Annotated in this window: 22 protein-coding genes; 13 read left to right on the plus strand and 9 right to left on the minus strand. The window is 37.7% G+C overall.

The window, feature by feature from the left end; translation table 11 throughout:
• Nucleotides 1-308: 308 nt before the first annotated feature.
• Nucleotides 309-854 (minus strand): hypothetical protein, encoded by a 546-nt coding sequence (locus G7Y56_RS16820; RefSeq protein WP_165045405.1) that lies wholly within the window; start codon nucleotides 852-854, stop codon nucleotides 309-311.
• A gap of 111 nt (nucleotides 855-965) precedes the next feature.
• On the opposite strand from G7Y56_RS16820, the gene pgeF reads away from it, so the two are divergent.
• The 7 genes from pgeF to G7Y56_RS16855 all read left to right on the plus strand — a co-directional run bounded on the left by pgeF (nucleotide 966) and on the right by G7Y56_RS16855 (nucleotide 8,176).
• On the plus strand, nucleotides 966-1,775 hold the full coding sequence (gene pgeF, locus G7Y56_RS16825) for a peptidoglycan editing factor PgeF (protein WP_165045407.1): 810 nt from the start codon (nucleotides 966-968) through the stop codon (nucleotides 1,773-1,775).
• A 63-nt stretch (nucleotides 1,776-1,838) separates the two neighbouring features.
• The gene (locus G7Y56_RS16830) at nucleotides 1,839-2,876 is read left to right on the plus strand and encodes an agmatine deiminase family protein (protein WP_165045409.1); all 1,038 of its coding nucleotides are present in this window, start codon (nucleotides 1,839-1,841) and stop codon (nucleotides 2,874-2,876) included.
• Nucleotides 2,877-2,895: 19 nt separating this feature from the next.
• The gene (locus G7Y56_RS16835) at nucleotides 2,896-3,771 is read left to right on the plus strand and encodes a carbon-nitrogen hydrolase (RefSeq protein WP_165045411.1); all 876 of its coding nucleotides are present in this window, start codon (nucleotides 2,896-2,898) and stop codon (nucleotides 3,769-3,771) included.
• 9 nt (nucleotides 3,772-3,780) lie between these two features.
• Nucleotides 3,781-4,521 carry a hypothetical protein gene (locus G7Y56_RS16840; protein WP_165045413.1) on the plus strand — a complete coding sequence of 247 codons (741 nt, stop codon included), beginning with the start codon at nucleotides 3,781-3,783 and terminating at the stop codon, nucleotides 4,519-4,521.
• Between the two features lie 20 nt (nucleotides 4,522-4,541).
• On the plus strand, nucleotides 4,542-5,750 hold the full coding sequence (locus G7Y56_RS16845) for an MFS transporter (RefSeq protein WP_165021071.1): 1,209 nt from the start codon (nucleotides 4,542-4,544) through the stop codon (nucleotides 5,748-5,750).
• A 214-nt stretch (nucleotides 5,751-5,964) separates the two neighbouring features.
• A complete protein-coding gene (locus G7Y56_RS16850; protein ID WP_165045415.1) occupies nucleotides 5,965-7,152 on the plus strand; it encodes a glycoside hydrolase family 76 protein in 1,188 nt (395 codons plus the stop codon).
• Between the two features lie 22 nt (nucleotides 7,153-7,174).
• Complete coding sequence (locus G7Y56_RS16855) at nucleotides 7,175-8,176, plus strand: Gfo/Idh/MocA family protein (RefSeq protein ID WP_165045417.1); 1,002 nt, start codon at nucleotides 7,175-7,177, stop codon at nucleotides 8,174-8,176.
• A 193-nt stretch (nucleotides 8,177-8,369) separates the two neighbouring features.
• Here the strand turns inward: G7Y56_RS16855 and G7Y56_RS16860 are convergent, their stop codons facing one another.
• The 5 genes from G7Y56_RS16860 to G7Y56_RS16880 form a co-directional block, all read right to left on the minus strand.
• Entirely contained in the window at nucleotides 8,370-10,325 is a 1,956-nt protein-coding gene (locus G7Y56_RS16860; RefSeq protein WP_165045440.1) for a glycoside hydrolase family 97 protein, read from the minus strand.
• A gap of 119 nt (nucleotides 10,326-10,444) precedes the next feature.
• A complete protein-coding gene (locus tag G7Y56_RS16865) occupies nucleotides 10,445-10,948 on the minus strand; it encodes a DUF1858 domain-containing protein (RefSeq protein WP_165045419.1) in 504 nt (167 codons plus the stop codon).
• A gap of 3 nt (nucleotides 10,949-10,951) precedes the next feature.
• On the minus strand, nucleotides 10,952-12,187 hold the full coding sequence (locus G7Y56_RS16870) for a DUF438 domain-containing protein (protein WP_165045421.1): 1,236 nt from the start codon (nucleotides 12,185-12,187) through the stop codon (nucleotides 10,952-10,954).
• A 5-nt stretch (nucleotides 12,188-12,192) separates the two neighbouring features.
• On the minus strand, nucleotides 12,193-12,519 hold the full coding sequence (locus tag G7Y56_RS16875) for a cupin domain-containing protein (protein WP_165045423.1): 327 nt from the start codon (nucleotides 12,517-12,519) through the stop codon (nucleotides 12,193-12,195).
• A gap of 165 nt (nucleotides 12,520-12,684) precedes the next feature.
• Complete coding sequence (locus tag G7Y56_RS16880) at nucleotides 12,685-14,994, minus strand: GH92 family glycosyl hydrolase (protein WP_165045426.1); 2,310 nt, start codon at nucleotides 14,992-14,994, stop codon at nucleotides 12,685-12,687.
• Nucleotides 14,995-15,135: 141 nt separating this feature from the next.
• On the opposite strand from G7Y56_RS16880, the gene G7Y56_RS16885 reads away from it, so the two are divergent.
• From G7Y56_RS16885 to G7Y56_RS16910, 6 genes are all read left to right on the plus strand, one after another.
• A complete protein-coding gene (locus G7Y56_RS16885) occupies nucleotides 15,136-15,828 on the plus strand; it encodes an AIM24 family protein (protein WP_165021078.1) in 693 nt (230 codons plus the stop codon).
• Nucleotides 15,829-16,078: 250 nt separating this feature from the next.
• Nucleotides 16,079-17,554, plus strand: a complete 1,476-nt coding sequence (locus G7Y56_RS16890; protein ID WP_165045428.1) for a glycoside hydrolase family 125 protein — start codon at nucleotides 16,079-16,081, stop codon at nucleotides 17,552-17,554.
• Between the two features lie 181 nt (nucleotides 17,555-17,735).
• Complete coding sequence (hpt, locus tag G7Y56_RS16895; RefSeq protein ID WP_165045430.1) at nucleotides 17,736-18,272, plus strand: hypoxanthine phosphoribosyltransferase; 537 nt, start codon at nucleotides 17,736-17,738, stop codon at nucleotides 18,270-18,272.
• 12 nt (nucleotides 18,273-18,284) lie between these two features.
• Nucleotides 18,285-18,857, plus strand: a complete 573-nt coding sequence (locus tag G7Y56_RS16900) for an adenylate kinase (RefSeq protein WP_165021081.1) — start codon at nucleotides 18,285-18,287, stop codon at nucleotides 18,855-18,857.
• Between the two features lie 96 nt (nucleotides 18,858-18,953).
• A complete protein-coding gene (obgE, locus tag G7Y56_RS16905) occupies nucleotides 18,954-20,126 on the plus strand; it encodes a GTPase ObgE (protein WP_165045432.1) in 1,173 nt (390 codons plus the stop codon).
• A gap of 359 nt (nucleotides 20,127-20,485) precedes the next feature.
• Entirely contained in the window at nucleotides 20,486-23,881 is a 3,396-nt protein-coding gene (locus G7Y56_RS16910; RefSeq protein WP_165045434.1) for a glycoside hydrolase family 2 TIM barrel-domain containing protein, read from the plus strand.
• Between the two features lie 206 nt (nucleotides 23,882-24,087).
• On the opposite strand, the gene G7Y56_RS16915 is transcribed toward G7Y56_RS16910, so the two are convergent.
• The 3 genes from G7Y56_RS16915 to G7Y56_RS16925 all read right to left on the minus strand — a co-directional run.
• Nucleotides 24,088-24,252 (minus strand): hypothetical protein, encoded by a 165-nt coding sequence (locus G7Y56_RS16915; protein ID WP_165045436.1) that lies wholly within the window; start codon nucleotides 24,250-24,252, stop codon nucleotides 24,088-24,090.
• Nucleotides 24,253-24,289: 37 nt separating this feature from the next.
• Entirely contained in the window at nucleotides 24,290-24,781 is a 492-nt protein-coding gene (locus G7Y56_RS16920) for a hypothetical protein (RefSeq protein ID WP_165045438.1), read from the minus strand.
• A 6-nt stretch (nucleotides 24,782-24,787) separates the two neighbouring features.
• Nucleotides 24,788-25,581, minus strand: a 794-nt coding sequence (locus tag G7Y56_RS16925; protein WP_304487074.1) for an RHS repeat-associated core domain-containing protein, incomplete at its 5' end; no start/stop codon positions are given.

The following is a 25,581-nucleotide window of genomic DNA, read 5'->3' on the forward strand; positions in this document are numbered from 1 at the left end:
TATGGTATCTTCAGCTTGATTATCAAAAGTCTAATTCAAGAAATAAAGTTTCAACTTTATGTCATCCCATAGTTTACTTTTGATAATCGGTTAATCTCTACTTTTTTACAACAAAAGAATAAAATTAACCTTGCTTTTTGAATAGTAAATTATAAAACAAATATAAGAGTCATCCCGAATGGAGAGAAGGATCTCTTATGAAAAGTCGGGACTCTTCACTTCGTTCAGAATGACAAAAGAGTGTAACACTTTTACAGTGTATTTTCACTTGTGACACACACTCTCTATTTTTCTATGAATAATGATTATTATCTCAGAAGTTCAGTATTTCTGACAGCATCCTTTTGATCCTTCAATTTTTGTTTTTCACCTTTATAAGCAGCTTTTAAGTTGTTCTTCCTCGCTTTTCGCTCTTCTTTACTGAGAGATTTATTATTTTCTATAGCATCCTCGTCAGCCTTATATTTTCTCTCTAAGGCATCCAACTTAGCATCGATATTGTCAGTCATACTATCTTTAATACCTTGCCCATTGTGCATTTTTCCATACTTGCTTTCCCATACAGCAATCTGGTTTTCTGTCAAGATCTTTTGAATTTCGGCCTTGTGTTGCAAGGATAACGCTCTTTTCTTCTGACCTTTTTCGTAACCCGAAAGCGATCTGTCTTTCCCTATTTCTGCGAATTTAGGACCAACCTCACGATTAAGCTTTTTGATTTTAGCTACCTGATCGGCCGACAAGTTTAGATCTTTTTTAGATTCAATACCATTGTAATAGTTTGTTTCGGCAGCAGATTGAGCATATACCGATAAAGTAAATACGGTAATAACTAGTAATAGTAAAGTCTTTTTCATAAATTTATGTGTTGAATTTTTGATTTTGTGTATCGTTAAGACAAAGATACACCCTAAAAGTTTAGCTATTTAAATAATTTTAGCAATATTTTGCTTTTTTAATGCGCCATAATGGAACAAATAAACAAAAATGGTATTGAGTTACTTCAATTCAGTTCTTTTCCCTCCGAAAATATCTGTCATTTCTCAACAACCATACATGGAGGGATAAGCAAGGATGCTTATTCAACTCTTAACCTCAGTCTTTATTCGGGAGACAATTGTGAAGATGTATATGAAAACAGAGGACGACTAGCCAAGGTTCTCAATGTTTTGCCAGAAAATGTGTTCATTCCTTATCAAACACATGGTGATAAAATACTGGATATAAATCAGAGCTTTCTCGATTTGTCCGATGAAGAAAAGCAACAAAAGCTCAATGGTGTTGACGCAATTATCACCAATAAGAAGCATATCGGTATCGGAATAACAACTGCAGACTGTGTTCCTCTTTTGATATTCGACCCCGATAAGGAAATCCTTGCAACTATTCATGCCGGATGGAAAGGAACTGTTGCGCGTATTGCTGCTAAAACCGGAGAAAAGATGATAGCAGACTATGGCTGTAGTCCGTGCGAACTGTTAGTTGGCATCGCTCCTTCTATTTCTCCCGATTGCTTCGAGGTGGGCGATGAAGTAGGAGAAGCGTTTATTCTAGGAGGCTTCAATCTGTCTACAATATCGTACCGCAATGCGGAAACAAATAAATTGCACATCAATTTGTGGGAAGCCAACAAAATTCAATTGTTAGAAATAGGTATTCTTTCTCAAAATATAGAGGTCGCAGAATTATGTACACTCTCTAATCCGAATATGTTTTTCTCGGCTCGCCGTCAAACTATTAATTCAGGAAGAATGTTAACTGGTGGAGTAATAAAGTAATTAATTGTACCTTTGTTCTAGAAAAAAATAACAACCGGGTCTATGACCTTAATTCAGTAATATATGGCTCATTCTATACTTTTCCCTGCCGAATGGTATCCTCAGAGTGCTATTCAACTTACATGGCCTCATGGCAATACCGATTGGAGTTACATGATAGAAGAAGTAACTGCCTGCTATGTAAATATTGCATCCGAAATATTAAAAAGACAAAAGCTGATTGTTGTTTGCCACAATGCGGAGTTGGTGAAATTTGAGCTGCAAGGGGTAAAGGAACATTTCAACAATCTTATATTAGCTCAACTTGATACAAATGATACCTGGGCACGCGATCATGGCGGTATCTCTGTTATTAAGGACGGAGATAACAGTATATATGATTTTACATTTAACGGTTGGGGAATGAAATTTATCGCCAACTACGACAATCAGATCAATAGAGGTCTTTCTGCTCATAATATATTCAATCCTGAGGTTAAATTCATAAACAGGAAAGACTTTGTATTAGAAGGAGGAGCAATAGAATCGGATGGCGAGGGCACTTTGCTCACTACATCGGAATGTCTATTATCGCCAAACAGAAATGCTTATCTATCCAAAGACGAGGTAGAAAAATCTTTGAAAAAGTCTTTTGGACTCGATCGGGTTTTGTGGCTCGATCATGGCTTTTTAGAAGGTGATGATACGGATAGCCATATAGATACATTGGCTCGGTTTTGCGATGCGCATACTATCGCCTATGTAAAATGTGAAGATAAAGAAGATGTGCATTATGATGCTCTATCCAAAATGGAGAAACAACTAAAAACGTTTGTCGATTATAAAGGCAAACCATATAAATTGATTCCTCTACCAATGGCCAAACCCGTATATGATGAGGATAGACAGCGGCTACCGGCAACTTATGCCAATTTCCTTATAATGAACGAAGTTGTTCTTCTCCCCTTCTATAATAATAAAGAGAAAGACGAAGAAGCTCGTAAGCAATTGCAGCAGGCATTTCCGACAAGAGAGGTCGTAGGCATAGAGTGCACTTCATTAATACGCCAACACGGATCGTTACATTGCATAACAATGCAGTATCCGGAAGGTTTTATCTAATAAACAAAAGATTATCTCCATGAAAATAGGATTAGTACAACAGATCAATACATCTGATATAGAATTAAATAAGAAGAATCTAAAAGATAAGATACAACAAGCAGCTAAGCAAGGTGCTCAGTTGGTTGTCTTACAAGAATTACATAACTCTCTTTACTTCTGCCAGATAGAAGACCCTGATATATTTGATTTAGCAGAAACAATTCCCGGTCCTTCGACTGACGAATTTGGATTACTGGCTAAAAAATTGGGTATTGTGATTGTTCTTTCTCTATTCGAACGACGTGCTCCGGGTTTATACCACAATACGGCAGTTGTAATAGAAAAAGATGGCTCAATTGCAGGGAAATATCGCAAAATGCATATTCCCGACGATCCTGCATACTATGAGAAATTTTATTTCACTCCCGGTGATATCGGATTTAAGCCTATCGAAACATCTGTTGGCAAATTAGGCGTATTGGTATGTTGGGATCAATGGTATCCCGAAGCTGCCCGCCTCATGGCTATGGCCGGTGCCGATTTATTAATCTATCCGACTGCTATCGGTTGGGAATCGACAGACACAGAAGACGAAAAGAATCGTCAATTGGGGGCTTGGGTAATTTCACAACGTGGACATGCTGTTGCCAATGGCCTACACGTCGTATCGGTGAACCGCACAGGATATGAGCCTGATCCTTCGGGTCAAACAAACGGTATTACTTTCTGGGGCAATAGCTTCGTTGCAGGGCCTCAGGGCGAAATATTGTGGAATGGCTCTAATGATAAAGAAGAAATACAGATTGTAGATATAGACATCAAACGTTCCGAAGCTGTCCGTCGTATGTGGCCATTCTTCCGTGATAGACGGATAGATGCTTTTGGAGATATTACAAAACGATTCATTGACTAAAAAACATAAATGAGGTATTCTATTCCTTTATTATTACTATTTCTGATTTTATCTTGTTCTTCCAAAATTCAAAAAGAGGAAGTGGAAGTTCAATCGAACTCTCTCAAAGAAGAGATAATTGAAGATGAAGTTTTAGTTTCGTACGATGATCTCAAAGCAGATGCCTCAAACAAGCGGGACGATTTTCGAAAACTCTATAATAGTTGTGATGGGAATAAAGTCAAGCAAGATAGTATCATTATAAATGCACAAGAATATTTGCTTGATATTTCCGATCAATACTTCAAAGCATGGTATGGTACGCCATGGGCTTTTCACGGTCATAGTAAGGTTCCCAAAGAAGGAAATATTGCCTGCGGTTATTTTGTGACAACGACACTTAAGGATATGGGATTCGATATTCCACGAATCAAATGGGCACAGCAGGCTTCCGAATATTTAATTAAAAAAGTCTCCAACGATATTAAGCGGTTTCACAAAGCACCAATGACAGATATAGTTGATTATATCAAAGTTGGAGGTGAAGGTTTATATATTGTCGGACTTGATAGTCATGTAGGATATATTTATTATCGGAATGGCAAAATCGCCTTTGTACATACCAACTATTATAGACCTCAAATAGGGGTAATGTCTGAACCCCTGAGTGGCAGGAATCCATTAAATGACTCGAAGTACAGAGTTATTGGTAAGATAATGGATAAAGAAATGGTAAGGAATTGGATATTAAATACTCCTTATTCAGAATAAAACGAACTGATTATATTTATATGAATTCTCTATACGAATCTGGTAATCAACAACATTTATCGAGAACAACCCTCTGGCTGATGACAATCGGAGCAGGTCTGGTTGTAGCTAATAATTATTACAATCAGCCACTGTTGGGTATGATTGCAAAAGAACTTGGCGAATCGGAGGCTGCTACAAGTAGAGTTGCTATGTTTACACAGATTGGTTATGCTGCTGGTTTATTGCTTATCATACCACTAGGAGATATGTTTAAGCGCAAAAAGATTATTCTGATTGATTTTGTGTTCATCTTATTATCATTGATTGTATTTGCTTTCAGTCCGACTTTAAAAGTGATGCTGGTAGCCAGCTTTTTCATTGGCTTGACTTCCGTCGTTCCTCAAATATTTGTGCCTATCGCAGCACAGTTATCCGCACCGAAAGACAGAGATAAGAATGTGGCTCAGGTTATGAGCGGTTTATTGATCGGTATCTTAGCTTCCCGTGTATTTAGCGGTGTACTTGGTGAATATCTTGGTTGGCGCGAGGTGTTTCTTATTGCCGCAGGACTAACTGTTGTGCTAGGTGTACTTATCGCCATATTATTACCTAATATGCAATCAACATTCAGGGGTACATATAGCCAGCTAATGAGTTCTATTCTTTATTATGCAAAAACAATACCCAGCCTTCGTCTGGCTTCATTACGCGGAGCATTAGGCTTCGGCTCATTCTCTATCTTCTGGACTACGCTGACTTTCCACTTAGAACAAGAACCTTTTCATGTGGGGAGCGATGTTGCAGGACTTTTGGGTCTTGTTGGCATTGCAGGAGCATTAGCTGCTTCGCTGGTCGGATATTTCTCCGGTAAGATTAAGAAAAATTATCTGGTAGCCATCGGTTGCTCTCTTATGATTCTTTCGTGGTTGGTATTCGGCATTTTCGGAATGACATACACGGGACTAATACTTGGTATTGTCTTCCTCGACATGGGATTACAAGGAATGCATGTAACCAATCAGACAATCGTATTTTCGACTCATCCCGAAGCTACAAATCGGTTGAACACGGTCTATATGGTCTCTTATTTTGTCGGTGGTGCTTTCGGTACTTTTGTCGGCGGCAAAGCATGGGAGTCTTACGGATGGAATGGAGTCGTAGTTGTCGGTTCAATATTTGTTACATTATGCTTATTAGTACATTTGCTGTTAGCTAACAAGGCAAAGTATAGACCAAAAGAAAATTGAATAACGCACCAAAATGGGGGTTATTAGAAAAATTTATCGAATAATAACCCATCTATCTGCTTATTAAAGAAGTAAGACAGAAAAAGAAGCTCTCACAATAAAGCCATTTTTTTATTTTTTAAGGATTTAGTATCATTTATCTAACCTAATATCTTTATTAAATAGGTAAATTTGCATGCAATACCTTATTAATTCTAATAAATATAAAATCTAAATGAAACACGTTCCTATCTATGTATCATTAGCATGCCTAATTTTATTCTCTAGTTTTGAATTAAAAAAAGAAAAAACAAGTGTAAACGCCAATCACGAAAGAGCACAGGTTGCATTAGAATCCCTTTACGCTAAATATGCTGTTCAAGGCACAAATTTATTACGGGAAAATTACCCTTTTGATGATAAATACACGGCTACTTATCTCGCATCGGACGACCAAGCCGTTCCAAATCAATATTCTTACCTATGGCCTTATTCGGGTACATTCTCGGCAGTTAATGCAATACTGGAAGCTACTGACAATGATAAATATAAAGAGATACTGGATACTAAAGTATTACCCGGACTGGAAGAATACTTCGACCAAAAGAGAGATCCTTCCGGATATGCTTCCTATATCAATTCCGCACCCGAATCAGATCGCTTCTATGATGATAATGTTTGGCTGGGAATCGATTTCACAGATACATACATGATGAAAGGAGAGCAAAAATATCTGGATAAGGCTAAACTTATCTGGGATTTTGTAGCAAGCGGTATGGACGACAAATTAGGTGGCGGCATCTACTGGTGTGAGCAAAAGAGAGAATCCAAAAATACTTGCTCTAATGCTCCGGGAGCTGTTTTTGCCCTTAAGTTATTTGCAGCGACTAAAGACCGTGCTTATTTATATTCGGGAAAAGATCTGTACGAATGGACGCAGAAAAATCTGCAAGATCCAACTGATAATTTATATTTTGACAACATCAGATTAGATGGAAAAATAGGCAAAGCGAAATTTGCATATAACAGTGGCCAAATGATGCAAGCAGCTGTACTACTATACAAAGCTACAGGCGAGGATAAGTATCTGACAGATGCCCAAAATCTGGCAACAGCATGTTATAATTACTTCTTTCATGACTTTAAAGGGGCTAAAGGTGAACAATTCTGTTTATTGAATAAAGGAAATATCTGGTTCACCGCAGTTATGCTTCGCGGCTTCATCGAGCTTTATAATGTAGATCACAATCCGATATATATAAACGCCTTCAAAAAAAATATGGATTATGCCTGGGAACATTCCCGTGACGAAAACGGTTTATTTAGTACCGACTGGAGCGGACAACAAAAAGATGCTTCAATATGGCTCTTGACTCAGGCAGCGATGGTAGAAATGTATGGCAGGCTTGCTACTGTGAAATGATATTAATTATATAATTACGACTATGTCTAAATCTTTTAAATTACGTTTTGGAATTGTTGGCTCTAACTACATTGTTGATAAAGTGTTGGCCGGAGCATGTCTCGATCCCCGTTTCGATCTTGTAGCTATCTATTCCCGTACACAGGAACGGGCAGATGAGTTTGCGGCAAAGCATAATGTGCCGCATACATTCACTTCGTTGGAAGAAATGGCAGCCAGTCCGTTGATCGATGCCGTATATATAGCTTCGCCGAATTCTCTTCACGCACCGCAAAGCATTATTTTTATGCAACACGGTAAACATGTGTTATGTGAGAAACCTTTTGCATCGAATGTGCGGGAAGTAAAAGCCATGATCGAAGCATCGGAGAAATATAACGTTACACTAATGGAAGCTATGAAGCCGACACTGACACCTAACTTCCTTTCTGTAAGGAAGCATGTAAAAGATGTAGGAGTTCTTCGTCGCTATTTTTCGTGCTATTGCCAGTATTCGACCCGGTACGACAGCCTAAAAGAAGGCGTGCTTATGAATGCTTTCGATCCTGCTTTATCGAATGGTGCAGTGATGGATTTAGGTGTATATACAATCTATCCGATGGTAGTCTTGTTTGGCCGACCAAGTAAAATAAGTGCCACAGGTCTTATGTTATCTACAGGTGCAGACGGACAAGGTGCAATAAATTTCGAATACGAAGGAATGAATGCAACCGTACTGTATTCAAAAATAGCAGACTCTGCTTTACCAACCGAGATACAAGGCGAGGATGGCACTATAACATTGGATAGAGTAAATATTATCAGCCACGTTACTTTAAAGAGTCGAGACGGTAAAGAAGATGTTATTAGTCGTCCGATCGAAAAAAATGAATTTTATTACGAAATATCCGAATTCATAAATCTGGTGAAATCCGGTAAACGGGAATCTGAAATCAACAGCCACGAAAACTCCCTCATCACAATGGAGATAATAGACGAGATAAGAAAACAAATCGGTGTTGTATATCCTGCCGATAAGGCTTGAATAAATCTCTATATAGAAAAAATGAAGAGAGTATATCATAAGTAAAATATACTGTAAAAGTGTTACACTCTTTTGTCATTCTGAACGGAGAGAAGAATCCCGACTCTTGATTGGGAGATCCTTCTCTCCGTTCAGGATGACAGAATCATACGAAAGATTACTTGTGACACACCCTCTTCAGTTTTGATTAAAATTATTCTATTACAGCAGCAAATCCGCCGTTACGCACCATCTTTATTTGTATTTTATCGCCATTACGTACCTGCGATTCTTTTCTCCTATAATCCATTGCCTGACGTCCGGCATTGATACCATCTTCGAAAGAAGTCATTTTGTAGGATTTTCCCTGATTCAGAAAGTCAAGGCTGATTTCTATATTTCTTTCTTTTTCTTTATTATTAGTCATACCACCAATAAACCATTTATCGCCTTTACGCTTAGCCACTATTGCAATCTCCCCTGCTTCGGCAACTAAAGCCTTTGTTTCATCCCATGTGGTAGGCACTTGGGTGATAAATTTAGTACAATCTTCATTTCTGTAATAAAGAGTCGGGTTATCTGCCAGCATTTGCAATCCGCTTTCCAGAATCACAAATAAAGACAGTTGGTATGCGCGTGTACCTATACTTGCCGAGTTCGGTCTGTTACCACAATATACTTCGGGCTGCATGCTGATCATTGCTCCCGGAGTATAGTCTGCCGGACCAACAGCATTCCGCATAAATGGAAAATAAATACTATTGTCGGGAGTTGCTCCACCCATTTGTTCCATACCTCGTATGCCTTCATACGATAATATATTCGGATATTTATATTCCAATCCCGCCGGCTTGAATGACCCGTGGAAATCAACAAACAGTTCATATTTAGCAGCTTCTTTTGCGACACGTTCGTAGTAATTTACCATCCACTGATCGCTGCGATCCATAAAATCGATTTTCAGTCCTTTGACTCCCCATTCTTGGAATGTCTTGAATAGTTCAAAATTATTTTCTACACATAACCATGTCAGCCAAAGAACGATACCTACATTCTTTTCTTTTCCATAACGGATAAGTTCATGTACATCCACTTTCGGATTCGGTGTATATGGATCGAATACCGTTTTTGCCCAACCTTCATCCATAATGATATAAGGGATACCAAATTTTGAAGCAAAATCGATATAATATTTATAGGTATCTAAGTTGTAACCGGAAACAAAATTTACATCCGGCCCATAAGGCGACGCATCGTTCCACCATTCCCAACTTACTTGTCCGGGTTTTATCCAAGCTGTATTCTGCAACACACTTTTACTTGCCAGTTTGTATGTCATAGTGTTTTCGATAATCTGTCTATCGTCTTTTGTGATAACAAAATACCTCCAAGGATAGTTCCTAGCACCACTTGTTTTAGCGATATAGTCGGCCTCTTTCAATATCTTTAGACTTCGGTCTCCGTCTTCTCCAAATTCGAGGGGAGTCTTGGGGAAAGTAGAATGCATACCATTCGAGCCTGTACCTTTAAGAAACATACACGGATAATCGGATAGATCAGATTCTGAGATCAGTATTTTATATTGCTTCTTTGTATCAATTAATATCGGCAAGGTAGACATTTTATCCGTCGGTTTCCATTCGGATGTTTGAACATGCGTATATGGCTCTTCGTACGCTGTTTTGAATCCTCCGGGTTGTTGTACATGTGCAAGGTAATTACCTGGAAAATTGATTGCAAAATCTTCATTCAATACCTCAACTTCCATTTTCTTATTCGTAATAAAACGATAGGCTATACCATCGTCGAAAGCTCTGAACTCTACCGAATAGTTTCCTTTAAAATTAAGTAAAAGAGAATGATACTGATTTTTTACTGTAGAATACTTTAGCGGAACAATAGGCTTTAAATTTTCATTTACGCTACTGCGCTTTTGATTTGCCAACTTAGGATTGGCACCTAACGATTCCCCTTTCAGGTCGAGTTTCAGATAATTGTCATTAAGTAATTCTTCATTTTCATAAGAAATAGAATAGTAGATTTTGTCACTCAGTTTAACTGCTACTTTTATTTCTCCATTCGGAGATTTCAATTCATAGTTCTGAGCATTTATACTTGCTATCCCTGCCGAAAAACAGATGGCAAAGACGAGCAGAATACTTTTCCTCAAAGTAATTAAATGTTTCATAGTTTAGTATTTAGATTTAACATGTAGACAAACAAAGTTAAAAATAAAACGTTCAATATATTACATATTGAACGTTACTTTTACTGGCCACTTATTTTTTCTTAATTTGTTTTTTTGAAAAAATTATCATTCTGATAACACCACACTTCATAACCCTGCGACTTGAGAATATCTATTATAGGAATAGGCCTGAATGGTGCTTTAATTTGTAATATCTCCTCTCCGTTTAGTTCTGATGCTAATTTCAATATCGTCTGCATTGGACTTTTCCCTGCATCGATAATAGGACAGGCATCAAAGAATATTTTAATATTCTCTTTATTGAACCACAGCGGAGGGTTTGTCGAATATTCATTATTGTTATCCTCTAGCTCATCATATTCTTCCAGTAAGCCGGCAGCTTCTCTCAGGCTTTGTATCATAAGACCCGGAGAGATCTCCGCAATCTTAGCCGCTTGCTGCAACGAGGTCATTTTAGCTACCGTGCGACGTAAGATCGGGTTTTGAAGCTTGCCAAATCTCGGAGATAACTCCAAAAGCTTTCCTTCCAATTGAGGATATGCAAATAACAGATCCGCAACTTTTGTATGTAAGTTTATATCCATCTTTTAATTTTTTGCATAGGATAATAGCCGTTGATCTCCCTCCAATTGTCTCAGTTCGGTAATATCCTGAGTTACTTCAATTACTCCTAAATATTCATTATCCCGTCCCCTTAGTGCTGTGTATTCAATATATACAAAACGCCCTTTGAATGAAGATATCCAGAAAGCAGCCTTGTTTTCCTTTCCTTCTTTAAAATCATTGATGATTTGTTCTACTATATGAACACTACCAGGAGGATGGCACAAACGGACATCACGCCCTATGATAGACCGATTACGATCGAATACGCGTTTGGGGCTATGCGAAAAGAATTTTACTTTATCATCCTTATCCACAAACGTAATATCGATAGGCAAGGTGATGAACAATGCTTCGAGTTCTTTCATCGCAAAGCTTCCCGAAGATAAACGGATAGCATCTCCTTGCAAATATGTAGGTGAATCGTTTTCCACATTTTCGGGCTTCCATTCTGTTTGAGGATCATATAAGCAAAATCCAAACTCGAGGGTCTCTTTATAAATTTGATACCAATCTTCATCCTGCAATGTATCCAAACTCATAGGAAGGAGAATTTCCTCTTCTTTCATTATCATACCTTCAATAGCTTCGATGGCAGGCAGAAGGATAAGCATTATTAAAGTCGGTATTTCATCAACAGAGGTATTCCCTTCGGCAGATAATACTTCGTGTGCAGATTTTAATAGCTCTCGGGTTTGATCGTGTTTCCCCCACATCACTTTGGGTGGTCCTGTGATTCCAGCTTTTTCCAGAAACGGAAATAACAGATACTCTTTACGCTTGTAATGTTTATCTACATCCGATAAACTATTGAAGATACCCTTAAGTTGAAGAAGGTATTCTTTTACTTCATCTTCTTTTAATTTATTCCCTTTATCAAATAGTATTTTAGCCTTGGCAATACACTCTTCCAACGCACGGTTTTCTTGTTTGAAGGTATCTACGGGGTGGCCTGCCGGCACACTTTTCGCTGCAGATACATCTATGCTGCCATCTAGTACAGCAGTATGTATATCGCAAAGACGCAGTATTTCTTCTTCGGGCAATCCCTCTGCTATCAATTCCTGTTCTACCTCTACCACTTCGTTATAAGGTATAGAGTGTAGAATCTCGATCAGACGTTTTTTTACAACCTCCGGAGCTTCATTATTATGCAATTGAAGTATCAAGTGCTTAAGAAGCTCTTTTCTTTTTTGCGAATTGTTTATTATTTCACTCATGACAATTATCCCCTTATCATTGTTAATAGCATCTTAAACCTTTCTGTTGCAAACAGCGCATGTGAAATATTCGCCGGCATAATAATAGTTTCTCCTTTTTTCAGAACAAAAGGAGACCCTCCTATCTTTATTTCCACTTCACCATCCAGTACCTGTACCATTGCATCGAATGGGGCAGTATGTTCGCTCAATCCCTGTCCCTTATCAAAAGAAAACAAAGTGATGTTCCCCGCATTACTTTTCAATACTTGTTTGCTGATTACGCCACTTTCCGAATAGTCAACTAATTGAGCCATATCAAGAATAGCTCCTTTTTTAAATATATCGTTCATATCATTAATATTTTGAAATTAAAAAAGTAAAGTTAAGAGGTTGATAGCTAGATATTCGTAACCAATGTTACACTATAGAGTTAATTATCATAAATAAGCAGCGCAGCAATAAAAAAGGCTCAACACAAATGTGTTGAGCCTTTCCTTATATTTAATTTAATCTTCTTACTTCTTTTTCAATTCATTTGTGAATGAATAAGGAGCATCGGCTTTACTTGTTCCTCTGTTTTTGTTAGGAGTATCACTCATATTAAAATAGATATCCATTCCTTTTTTCATATCTGCTATTACAAAATAATTCTTAGAATATGGCTGCTCATTGACGTTGATCGCTTCTATGTAGAAATTTTCAGGACTGTTATTCGGAGCTTCTATATTTACTGTATTACCATTATCAAGGTGTAAAACCGTTTTCTTAAATAACGGAGTACCGATAATATATTCGCCACTACCCGGACAAACAGGATAAAAACCTAAAGCAGAGAACACATACCAAGCCGAAGTCTGACCATTATCCTCATCGCCACAATAGCCATCGGCTGTCGGCGAATAGAGTTTGTCCATTACCTTACGCACCCAATGTTGCGACTTCCACGGCTCACCTGCATAATTATACAGATAGGTCATGTGTTGTATTGGCTGGTTTCCGTGTGCATATTGCCCCATACCCATTATTTGCATTTCACGCATTTCGTGAATCATTCGCTTATTGTTCTCACCAAAAGTAGGCGACATTTTGAAGATAGAGTCCAGCATATTTACATATACCTTCTCCCCACCCATCAGATCTATATTCCCTTGAGGGTCGTGCAATGCAGCCCACGAGTAATGCCAGCTATTTCCTTCGGTAAACGAACGTCCCCATACCTTCGGATCAAAATCTTGATTGAATGTTCCATCTAATAATTTAGGGCGCATTAATTTAGTTTCAGCATCATATAGATTTCTATAATTCAATGCTCTTTTCGCATAAATATCAATTTCTTTTTTAGGACGACCTAGAGCCTCTCCTAATTTATAGATAGTCCAGTCATTGTATGCATATTCCAACGTACGCGAAGCATCTTGTCTGATATTTGTATCACAAGGTATATAACCTAGCTTATTGTAGAATTCATGTCCCAATCTGCCTGTCGATGATACCTTCGGATGAACATTATTAGTTCCGTGTACAATTCCTTCCCACAATGCTTTTGTATCTTTCACCTTTACACCTTGCAGATAAGCATCAGCTAATACCGAAGCCGAATTGTTTCCAATCATACAGCTACGATGTCCCGGACTAGCCCATTCGGGGTAGAAACCACTTTCTTTATATGTATTAACCAGCCCCTCTTGTATCTCTGCATTCACAGTCGGATACATCAGGTTAAGGAACGGGAACAAGCAACGAAACGTATCCCAGAAACCAGTATCGGTGTACATAAATCCGGGTAGAACTTGTCCGTTGTATGGACTATAATGAACCGTATTTCCTTTGGCGTCTATTTCATGAAACTTACGTGGGAACAATAGAGAACGGTACAGGCATGTATAGAAAGTACGATATTGATCGATACTTCCGCCCGAAACTTCTATTTTACCTAATTCTTTATTCCAAACCTCCTTACCTTCCTGAGCAACTTGGTCTAACGATTTAGAACCTAATTCTTTCAGGTTTATTTCAGCTTGTTCGGCGCTGATAAATGATGATGAAACGCGTGCATTGATCTGCTCACCGTCTTTGGTCTTAAAGCCTATGATTGCGCCTACATGATTGCCTTGTTGTCCTGAAACCTTATCTAAAATATTTCCTTCGGAAACAATATCCGCTGATGTAAATTCTTTATCGAATTGAATTAAAAAATAGTTTTTGAAATTATCAGGTACACCACCCGAATTTTTAGTGGAGTAACCTACTATCATTCTTTTTTCGGGTACAACTTTCACATAAGATCCTTTGTCGAAAGCATCTATTATAACATAAGAATTATCGTTTTGGGGATAAGTAAATCTAAAGATACACGATCTGTCTGTCGGTGCAAACTCAGTATGCACATCATGATCGGCAAGATAAACACTGTAATAATATGGTTTGGCTTCTTCTGTTTTGTGAGAGAACCAACTGGCACGCTCATTTTGATCGAAAACCTTTTTCCCTGTTATGGGCATAATCGAAAACTGACCATAATCGTTTATCCACGGACTAGGTTGATGAGTTTGTTTAAAACCCCTTATCTTTTGTTCAAACTTCCCATCGGGATATACTCCTCCATAAGTATATGTCCATCCGTTACCCATTTGTCCCATTTGAGGAGTCCACGAGTTCATACCCCACGGTCTCGAAATGTAAGGATACAAATTGCCGGTAGATAAGGCAAAATTAGATTGTGTTCCCATTCTGGGCAACACATATTCTACCGGGTCGTCTATCGACGCATATAAAGATGAAGCACTCAGCAGGAGTGTGGAAACGAAAAGTAATATTTTTCTCATTATTCGTTATTTAGATTTAAAGTGATATATAGATTGTAAAAATATGAAATCCGTAGTAAATACGAACGCTTTTGGGGATTATTAACTATATTTGCACTTATCAATTGCACACTTTTGATAATTAAAACTAAACACAAATTTATGAACAAGTATTCTATTAAAGCATTCATCGAAGAAACTGCACAAGATGAATCCAAAAACGATTTTTTCCAATTAGAAAAAGCATACCTGCTGGAACTTAATTTAAATAATCAAACCGTTATGTTGAAAAAAGGAGCTATGGTAGCTTACGACGGTAACGTTAAGTTTGAACGGGAGGGTATGTTAAGCAAAGGTATTGGAAACCTTTTGAAGAAAGCAGTATCCGGTGAAGGTACATCTATGATGAAAACGGCAGGTACCGGACGCGTATATGTAGCAGACCTTGCCAAAAAGATAAGAATTCTGTATCTCGAAAATGAAGCAATCAACGTTAACGGAAACGATATATTAGCACACGAAGCTGCTATTCAATCGGATGTTAAGATGATGAAGAGTGTAGCAAGCATTATGGGTGGCGGTCTTTTTCAGGTACGCCTTAACGGAACAGGACATGTTGCCATCACTACACATGGCGACCCTTTAACTTTGTTGGTTAAACCCGGTAAGCCTGTGTTTACCGATCCTAATGCAACAGTAGCCTGGTCTGGCAATCTGACTCCAAAAATGAAAACAGATGTATCTTTCAAAACATTTATCGGAAGAGGTAGCGGCGAAAGTTTCCAAATGCAATTCGAAGGCGATGGCTGGGTAATTGTACAACCTTACGAAGAAACATATCTGACCGAAAAATAATCAAAGATTAACATATTATAAAGAGGACATGTCATAAGTAATTTCTCGTATGATTCTGTCATCCTGAACGAAGAGAATGATCTATTATGGAATATCGGGATTCTTCACTTCGTTCAGAATGACAAAAGAGTGTAACACTTTTACAGTGTATTTTTACTTATGACACACCCTCCTTTTTTGTAATTCACGATAATGTTGTATATTTAGCTCAATTTTAAATTTAACATCTAAAATCAACATTAATTAATCTATGAAATCTAAAAAAAATCGTGCCACAAAACACATCGGTTTGTGTGCTATGGCTGCGGCACTATTAGCAGGAGGAAATATACAAGCTTCTGACTACGTAATGGCAAAAGATAACACTACAGTATCTACCACATCAGCCTATACAACCAATCGTCCTGATTTATCGAAAAGATTATTCGAGTCGAAAGAGGTAGAAAGTGAAATAGTTCGTGTTAAGAAACTATTGACCAATCCTAAACTGGCTTGGATGTTCGAAAACTGTTTTCCGAATACACTAGACACTACGGTTCATTACCGTGTATTGGACGGTAAAGACGATACATTCGTTTATACAGGAGATATACATGCTATGTGGCTACGTGACTCGGGTGCCCAGGTATGGCCTTATGTTCAGCTTGCCAACAAAGACGAAAAATTGAAAAAAATGCTTGCCGGCGTTATCAACCGCCAGTTCAAGTGTATCAATATAGACTCGTATGCCAATGCATTCAATGATGGCCCTGTAGGTGGCGAATGGATGTCTGATATGACAGATATGATTCCTGAGCTTCACGAGCGTAAATGGGAAATCGATTCTTTGTGCTATCCTATCCGCCTTGCTTACCACTATTGGAAAACAACAGGCGATTCGAGCGTATTCGGTGAAGAGTGGATACAAGCAATCACTAAAGTATTGGAAACATTCAAAACTCAACAACGTAAAGATGGTGTAGGACCATATTCGTTTATGCGTGTGACATCCAGTGCATACGACACTCTTCCGAATAAAGGACTGGGAACACCTGTTAAACCTGTTGGCTTGATCGTTTCGGCTTTCCGTCCTTCGGATGATGCTACTACATTCCAATTCCTTGTACCTTCCAACTTTTTTGCTGTAACATCGTTACGCAAAGCTGCTGAAATATTGACAGAAGTTAATAAAAATACAGTTCTTGCTAAAGAATGTACTGATCTAGCTGCTGAGGTAGAAACTGCATTGAAAACTTATGCAGTGCACAATCACCCTAAATTTGGTAAAATCTATGCTTTCGAAGTAGATGGTTTTGGTAACCAATTATTGATGGATGACGCAAATGTACCTAGTTTATTAGCTCTTGCTTATTTGGGTGATGTAGATGTAAATGATCCAATCTATCAAAATACCCGTAATTTTGTTTGGAGTGACAGCAACCCTTATTTCTTTAAAGGAACAGCGGGCGAAGGTATCGGCGGACCACATATTGGTTATGATATGATCTGGCCAATGAGTATTATGATGAAAGCATTCACGAGCCAAGATGATAAAGAAATACAAAATTGTGTGAAGATGATATTGGCAACAGACAATAACACCGGATTCATTCATGAATCTTTCCACAAAAATGATCCTGCTAAATTTACACGCGAATGGTTCGCTTGGCAAAATACATTATTCGGAGAACTAATTTTAAAATTGGTTGACGAAGGAAAAGTAGATATGCTGAACGAGATCAAATAACAGGCATTTCGTATAATTATACAAAAAATAGCATCGGAAAACCCGATGCTATTTTTTTATATCGTGTCGCAGCATTTCTAATATGGCTATATCCATTCATTAAAAAATGATTTTGTAGCCGACAATTGAGTGATTTATACTACTTTTGCAGTTTGGAAATCTAAATTAAGATAACTCGCTCATGAAAAGTGTCAAGATTAAGGATAAAGAATTCGAACTATTCTTAACGCAGGAAACAATAGAAATAGCAATTGATAACATTGCGCAGAAGATTAGTGACGATCTGAAGGATAAAAATCCTTTATTTATATGTGTACTCAATGGCTCTTTCATGTTTGCTTCGGAGCTTATGAAGCGAGTGTCGATTCCATTGGAAGTATCATTCGTGAAAATGTCTTCGTACGACGGAACCGAATCTACCGGAAAAATAAAGGAGATATGCGGTCTCGAAGAAGACATAACAGGTCGCACTGTGGTCATTGTAGAAGATATTGTAGACACCGGATATACGATGTCGCGTATGCTTGAGCAATTAACCGCTCAAAAGCCTGCTGAAATAAAAGTAGTGACTTTACTTCTTAAGCCAGATGCCTTGAAAACTAAGGTACAACTCGACTATGTGGCATTAGAGATACCGAGTGATTTCATAGTAGGCTATGGATTGGATTGCGATGGATATGGACGGAACTATCCCAATATTTATAAAATTAAAAGCTAAAATAAATATATCATGTTGAATATTATAATTTTTGGAGCTCCGGGTTCAGGAAAAGGAACTCAAAGCGAAAATCTGATTAAAAAGTACAATCTGGCACATATCTCTACGGGAGACGTTTTACGTGCAGAGATGAAGAACGGAACAGAACTAGGTAAATTGGCTGAGGGATATATTTCAAAAGGACAATTGGTTCCTGACGAAGTTGTTATCGGTATGCTAGCGAATGTTTTGGACAGCAAAAAAGATGCAGCAGGAGTTATTTTCGATGGCTTTCCTCGTACTTTACCTCAAGGAGAGGCATTAGAGCAAATGCTTAAAGACAGAGGACAAGAGATATCTGTAGTGGTTAGCTTAGAAGTTGAAGAACCCGAATTGATCGATCGTTTAATCAAACGCGGACAATTATCAGGACGTTCTGATGATAACCTCGAGACTATCAAGTCTCGTCTGGATGTTTACAAAAATCAAACATCTCCACTGAAAGATCATTATACAAAAACAGGTAAATTGGCTTCAATTAAAGGTATGGGAACTGTCGAAGAGATTTTTGCCCGTATTTCAGAAGCTGTAGACAAAGTAAAATAATACGAAATACGTATAGAACAGAGGAGGCTATAAGGAATATTTCTCTTATAACTTCCTTTTTTCGGCATAAGAATTTCATAAATAATTAGCTTCAAAATGGGAGAATCAAATTTTATTGATTACGTCAAAATATACTGTCGTTCGGGAAAAGGAGGTAGAGGTTCTACTCATTTCCGCCGCGAAAAATATATTCCAAAAGGAGGTCCCGATGGAGGTGACGGAGGTGATGGAGGTGATATAATCCTTCGAGGCAATCGTAATTTCTGGACATTATTACACCTTAAATATCAGCGTCATATTTTAGCAGGTCATGGCGAAAGTGGTAGCCGCCGAACAAGTTCGGGAAAAAGTGGCGACTCTAAAGTGATCGAAGTACCATGTGGTACAGTTGCTTATGATGCCGAAACCGGTGAATACCTTTGTGATGTAACCGAAGATGGACAAGAAGTAATCTTGTTGAAAGGTGGTCGTGGAGGTCTTGGGAACAATCACTTCAAAACTCCTACAAATCAAGCGCCTCGTTATGCACAACCGGGTGAGCCATTTCAGGAACGAAGAGTAATTTTCGAACTGAAAGTACTGGCCGACGTAGGTTTGGTTGGTTTCCCTAATGCTGGTAAATCGACACTACTGTCTGTTGTAACTTCAGCAAAACCTAAAATTGCAAATTATCCGTTTACTACACTCGTACCTAATATCGGGATTGTAAGCTATCGTGATTACAAGTCTTTTGTAATGGCTGATATACCAGGTATTATAGAAGGTGCAAGTGAAGGAAAAGGACTTGGTCTACGCTTTTTACGTCATATCGAACGTAATTCATTGTTGTTATTTTTAGTTCCGGCTGATGCTGATGACATCCACAAGGAATACCGTATATTGCTAAATGAATTAGCACAGTTTAATCCTGAATTGTTGGATAAACGTCGAATATTAGCAATATCGAAATCGGATATGCTCGACGAAGAGTTGATGGAAGCAATGGCTCAGGATTTACCCGAGATTCCACACATTTTCATCTCTTCTATTATCGGTCAAGGACTTACAGAACTTAAAGATATGCTGTGGAATGCGCTTAATGCAGATGGCGAATACCGTAAGGACTTCAGCATAACACATCGTAACTTAGATATTAAAGCTGTCGAGTTTGAAGATGATGATGAGGGACTTCCTTTAGATGATTCTGATGACGATTGGGAGGCTGACGAAGATGAGGATTTTGATCCTGACTTCTATTATGGAGAAGGATTGGAAGATATAAAAGAGTAAATAAAGAATACTTTATAATTTATATAAAAGGAAATTGCAGAATACGAATTCTGTAATCTCCTTTTTTTCGTTTAATAGTACACTATGTTTAATTGAAAGAGAGACTACAATTCTCAACAATTAGTTATGGCGATGCAAATTATAGAAGAAAAACAATGATATTAAATATATTTAAATTAGATTTACAGTTCCATGACAAATAAGAACCTTATCTGGTAAAATAGTTGGGAATAATTATAATACTAACTTACTGAAAAGGCATATTCATGCACCAGTAGGAATACCTGATTTTACTAGAAATGGTTGAATCGATTGAATAATCTTAAATCTGCATGATACGAACCAAATCGAATACTAAAATGAAAAAACTATTTGCAATTTCATTTCTTATCTCAATAACAGTTGTGCTTTCTGCGCAAGAAAGCATTCCATATTGGAAAGATTTAAAAATTCTCAGTGTCAATAAAGAAGCTCCGCGTAGTTCCTTCATGACGTATGACAATTGGGATGATGCTCTGAGCCGTAAGTATGAGAAAAGTAAATATTACCAATTATTGAACGGCACATGGAAATTCTACTATACTGATAATCATAATAAATTACCCGATAATATTACAGATCCGAATACTGATGTATCTACATGGAATAACATCAAGGTTCCCGGTAACTGGGAAGTACAAGGTTTCGGTACGCCGATTTATATCAATCATGGTTATGAATTCCAACCAAGAAACCCAACTCCTCCTCTCCTACCAGACAACAATGAAGTCGGAGTATATAGAAGAGATATAGATATACCTTCGGAATGGATGGGCAGAGATGTTTATATCCATTTAGCCGGTGCGAAATCGGGCGTTTACGTATATATCAATGGAAAGGAAGTAGGATATAGTGAAGACTCTAAAAATCCTGCTGAATTTTTAATAAACCCATATATTAAAGAAGGGAAAAATACACTCGTAGTTAAAATATTCAGATGGAGCACAGGCTCTTACCTCGAGTGTCAGGACTTTTTCCGTATAAGCGGAATAGAGCGGGATGTTTATCTTTGGTCACAACCCAAAACATCTATACATGACTTTAAGGTCGTATCGACACTGGACAATAGTTATAAGGATGGTATATTTAAACTAGGGATCGATATTAAGAATACAAATACATCACCTTCGACGGCCAAGGTTTCTTACAGCCTTCTTGATCAAACAGGTAAATCTGTCGCAAACTCATGCAACACATTAAGTATAAATGGGAATCAAATAAAGACAGTAAGCTTCGAAACGGTATTGAATAATGTAGCGACATGGACCTCAGAGCATCCAAATCTATACAAATTGATGATGACAATAGAGCAAGATGGAAAGGTACAGGAAGTAGTACCATTCAATGTCGGTTTTCGCCGTATAGAGATTAAAGAGAGCGAATATATTATAAATGACAGAAAACAAAGACTATTCTATGTAAATGGTCAGCCAATTAAACTCAAGGGGGTTAATATCCACGAAGTAAGTCAACATACAGGGCACTATGTGACTCCCGAAGAAATGCGAAGAAATTTCGAACTGATGAAATTAAATAATATAAATTCGGTCCGTTTATCCCATTATCCCCAAGACAGGAAATTTTACGAAATGTGTGATGAATATGGTTTATACGTATATGACGAGGCAAATATCGAATCACACGGAATGTATTATACTATATATAAAGATGATATGCGCAAAGGATCGGAAGGGCATCTTGACGGCAACAAGAAAGGAACGTTAGGACAAAATCCCGATTGGCTGGAGAACCATTTGTATCGTATTAAAAATATGTTCGAGAGGAATAAAAATTTTCCAAGTGTTACTATCTGGTCGCTGGGGAACGAAGCCGGAAACGGTTATAACTTTTACAATGCGTATGTCTTACTTAAGGATCTTGACAAAAATCTGATGAACCACCCTGTATGTTACGAGCGTGCTTTATGGGAGTGGAACTCAGATATGTATGTTCCTCAATATCCTTCGGCTGCATGGCTCGAAGAAATAGGCAAAGAAGGGGCAGACAGACCAATCGTTCCTTCCGAATATGCACATGCTATGGGTAACTCGACAGGCGATCTGAACGGACAATGGAATGCTATATACAAATATCCACATCTGCAAGGAGGATATATCTGGGAGTGGATCGATCATGCTATCATCGCTAAAAACAAAGATGGTAAACCATTCTTTGCATATGGTGGAGATTTTGGAATAGATAAGCCGTCGGATGGTAATTTTGTTGCAGATGGTATCATCGGACCCGATCAGAATCCTCATCCTGCCATAGCCGAAGTAAAGTATAATCATCAGAATATAGGGTTCAGGGCAATAGACTTGGATAAAGGACAAATTGAAATTACGAACAGATTCTACTTTACGGATCTTTCTAAATATCAGATAAAGTATCAGATACTCAAAAATGGTGTTCGTATGAAAGAGGCTATTCTACCACTAGAACTGGCTCCACAAAAATCGAAAGTAGTTACAATCCCAGTAGCAGATCTTAAGCCGGAAACTGGAGTCGAATATTTTGTGAATTTTGAAGTAAAAACGAAAGAACAAGAACTGCTTGTTCCTATCGGTCATATTATAGCTTACGACCAATTTGAATTGCCTGTAAAAGTTGATGCGAAAGCATATACTGCACAAAATGGACCTAAATTAAATATCTCTGAAAATGATGGCATAGTGTCTATCTCTTCATCAAAAATAAACTTTGTGCTCGACACAAAGAAAGGACTCGTTACATCATATAAAGTAGACGGTTATGAATATTTTAACGAAGAATTCGGTATTCAACCAAACTTTTGGAGAGGGCCTAACGATAACGATTATGGTAACGGAGCTCCAAAACGCCTGCAAGTATGGAAACAATCTAGCAAAAACTTCAATGTAGTAGATTATAAAGCATGGCAAGATGGTAATAATGTGAATATAAATGTAGATTATCTGCTTGCCGCCGGAAATCACTATATTATAAACTATAAGATTTATCCCTCGGGCATAGTTAGAGTAGAAGCAAATTTCACAGCGTTACTAAAGGATGAGGAAAAAATTGCAAAATCAGAGGCTGAATTATTAGCTACCGCCTCACCTCAAGCCAAAATGGATAAAAAGAAAAAAGAAGTGATAGAAGTTCCTCGTATAGGAGTTCGGTTCCGTTTACCGTTGGAGTTAGATAATATTCAGTATTTCGGAAGAGGACCGGAAGAAAATTATATTGATAGAAACAAAGGGACATTAGTAGGTATATATAAATCCAAAGCCGAAGATATGTATTATCCGTATGTGCGCCCGCAAGAAAACGGTCACCATACAGATACACGCTGGCTGACAGCAACCACAAGCAATGGAAAAGGCATTTTAATTAAGGCTGATGACCTGATCGGATTCAATACGCTAAGAAATACAGTTGAAGATTTTGATGCTCAGGAATCGAACGCACCGTATCAATGGAACAATTTCTCACCTCAAGAGATAACACAAAGAAATGACGCTGATGCTAAGGATAGATTACCTAAACAAACTCATGCTATAGATGTTACTCCCCGAAACTTTGTCGAAGTGTGCCTCGATTGGAAACAGCAAGGGGTAGGCGGTTATGATAGTTGGGGGGCAAGGCCAATACCCGAAGCTACTATATATGCCGACGAAAATTACAAGTGGGGATTTACTCTTATTCCGATATCGGATGTGAAAGAGGCTGTGGATAAAACGAGAATGAAGTATTAGGTTCTTTTTAATAAGTAGGAACAAATAAAAGAATCCGAATAGTTAAGCTAACGTAACTATTCGGATTCTTTACATTGATAATAAAATAAATTTTCTTATTATCTGAAAAATGAATTTGAGACTTTTGCACTATCGTACCGCCAGCATTAGCCACCACACGATTACTCCCTAAATAATCAGTTAAATAGAAAGATAGATATTACCTTCTATGCATCCCCATCCACCAATACACGTTTCAAAGAACCATTCTCATAAATATTAGTACTTGTATAGTCAGTAGTCTTAGTACTAGTCAGCACACTAACCGTTACAGCCGAACCGACAATCGGATTCGTAGAGTAGTTCGGATTCCATTTCTGAACCACTTTCAACTTCGCCCCTAATGTTTAGCCTTACTCAATGTTATTTCTAAGGTATTTGCATCGCTTTATACTCATTAAGTCGGCTAACAATATTTTTCTTTCCAATCTCATTCGACAATGAAATTAATTTATCCAAATATAAAGATGTTGAATCACCACTAGGCATTATAAATCTCAAAACTTCTAAGCCATCGCCTACTAAAACAAGCAAAGAACCTCTTTGCCCTGTATTAACTGTATCATTTGTTGTTGAGTAAGCTGTCAAGATATTTTTCATTTGGGTAAAATCTTTATACGTTAATGTGTCTATATTATCAGGGTGATACCCTAAATTATTTATAAAACCATAAATGAGAAAATCATCTTGCTTTTTTTTATATTGCAAATGCGTGGTATCTCCATTACATATAATACTATATGGACTTACAGGACGATCCTGCTCTCCGGCATGAATAAATATTACATATCCTTGGTGTTCACTTTTTGTAGAACACGCTTGGAATAATAGTATAGAATAAAATATAAAAATGTATTTCATACTTTTTTATTTATTTGTTTGTTGTATCGCTTTTTTATGAAAATCTGATGGGACAACTACACGAACAGGGTCAGTTTTAATGGTTGACCCTAATCTGGAGAATCCCCATTGTAACGTTATTACAGGAGCATTTAATTGTTTCCCACCAACATCCTTTACTTTTATTAGAGTTGTTTCTGCACTCCATTTAAAATTGCCAACAGAAGAGGGACGTTGTGGTGCGTCATACAATTTAATATCGAAGCCACCATTCCATAATCTATCTTTAGCGTAACTCAACTTATCTCCAGGTTTTCCAGTCCAAATACTGTGATAGAATGGTGCATTCTCATGATAGTCCTCAGTGTTATCATCATAAGCATCAATGCTTTGTATTGGCCGTCCTTTTTTAGGAGTATCAGTCTTAACTGTTTGTACAAATCCTGCAATTTTACTGGTTTCGCCTTTGTCGTCGGTGTAATTTATATTTATTACCATATAAGTTATTTTACCTGCATCTCGTGCTTTTTGCTGTGAAATAGATATTCCCATATAACTTTCTCCTATATACTTAGCTCCTTTTGGAACTTTATCCTTAGTGGCATCTCTCTCCCACACTACATTTCCCTTATTATCTTGATACCAATCTTTCCCATCTGGATCAATTCTTTTCAGCGGATTGTTTCCCACATACGCATACGGCGATATATTATAATACTTTTCCGCCAGCGGATCGACACTCATAAACCTACCCGTACCCGGTTCCATCTGTCTGGCATGATAATCATACATATTAAGCTGATGCTCCTGCTCCAGTTCCT

Source organism: Dysgonomonas sp. ZJ709 (assembly GCF_011039195.1).
In the GTDB taxonomy this organism is placed as follows: Bacteria; Bacteroidota; Bacteroidia; order Bacteroidales; family Dysgonomonadaceae; genus Dysgonomonas.